The organism is Chryseobacterium sp. LAM-KRS1 (assembly GCF_013184525.1).
GTDB classification, from domain to species: Bacteria; Bacteroidota; Bacteroidia; order Flavobacteriales; family Weeksellaceae; genus Chryseobacterium; species Chryseobacterium proteolyticum.
In genome coordinates, this window is the sequence record NZ_JAAOIZ010000025.1 from 1 (window position 1) to 571 (window position 571).

The 571-nt window shown below is 40.3% G+C and carries 1 protein-coding gene; it reads right to left on the reverse strand.

What is annotated here, in order from left to right:
• Positions 1–160: 160 nt before the first annotated feature.
• On the reverse strand, positions 161–544 hold the full coding sequence (locus G9C87_RS20725; RefSeq protein ID WP_410499618.1) for a T9SS type A sorting domain-containing protein: 384 nt from the start codon (positions 542–544) through the stop codon (positions 161–163).
• Between the last annotated feature and the right edge of the window lie 27 nt (positions 545–571).

Below are 571 nucleotides of genomic sequence, written 5' to 3' on the forward strand. Positions count from 1 at the left end.
GAGCCAAGACCACGGTTTGCGGATCCTGTACTGTTCTTGATGTACTTTCCTGCTGATAGAGTATGGTCTGGGAATAGCCCAACACCGAACAGAGGGAAAGTACCAATGATGAAAGAATCTTCATATTCTTGGTTGTTAGTAAATTGTTATGATTAAAAGTTTATCGTTTTGTAATATTTCTGCTGAAGACCCTGCCGTCTTTTAATGTAAAGTGTAAAACATATACACCCCATTCGTAATTGGACATGTTAATTTTTAGCTGCTTATTTAATCCCGGAGTATTCTGTTGCTGGAATTTCCAGTGAACTGTACTATGCTGGTAAAGAGAAACGGATTCTATAAGTCCGTCTACTTCATCGGTCCAGTCTATAGTAAGAAAATCATTCACAGGAACAGGATACAGTCTGATCTGTTTCCAGAATGCTTTTTCATCCAGAACCGGTTGTTGCTTGATCTCAGCGATTGTCTTTACCTCTTCAGCTTTAGGTTTTTCTTCGCTCTTGGCCACGTTCTTGAAGTCCTCAGGGGCCTTTTTACCATTCACATCTGTACCTCTGTATCTCTGGTTTCC